This window comes from Pseudomonas sp. ESBL9, assembly GCF_036668715.1.
Classification (GTDB): domain Bacteria; phylum Pseudomonadota; class Gammaproteobacteria; order Pseudomonadales; family Pseudomonadaceae; genus Aquipseudomonas; species Aquipseudomonas lundensis.
Genome location: NZ_JAZEVV010000021.1, coordinates 1 through 479, shown reverse-complemented (window position 1 = coordinate 479; position 479 = coordinate 1). Strand labels below are relative to the sequence as shown.

The window sequence follows — 479 nt, the reverse complement described above, 5'->3', positions numbered from 1 at the left end:
GTACAAGGCCTTCGGTGATATCTTGCAGCCCTACCTGAGCGGGCAACTGGGCCACGAGATTCCCTTCCTGCACGGCGGGGTGACCAAGAATAAGCGCGACCAGATGGTGGAGGACTTCCAGGCCGATGATGGCCCACAGGCGATGATCCTTTCGCTCAAGGCAGGCGGCACGGGCCTGAACCTAACCGCGGCGTCCATCGTGGTGCACATGGACCGCTGGTGGAACCCCGCGGTGGAAAACCAGGCCACGGACCGCGCCTTTCGCATTGGTCAGCGCCGCAACGTGCAGGTGTATAAGATGATTACGGCTGGCACGTTGGAAGAATCCATCCAAGACATCTTGGATGGCAAGACGCAGCTGGCTGGCGCCGTCGTCGGCGAAGGCGAGGGCTGGCTCACGGAACTGGAGCCGGACCAGCTGGCAGAGCTCATGAGTTACCGGGGAAAGGAGTAAGCGGATGGCCGTTAAGGGCGATGAC

General features: G+C 61.6%; 1 protein-coding gene. It reads left to right on the top strand.

Features of this window, described 5'->3' with window-relative positions:
* The coding region (locus V6F78_RS22260; protein WP_332728338.1) for a DEAD/DEAH box helicase at window positions 1-454 on the top strand (454 nt) is incomplete at its 5' end.
* Window positions 455-479: the final 25 nt, after the last annotated feature.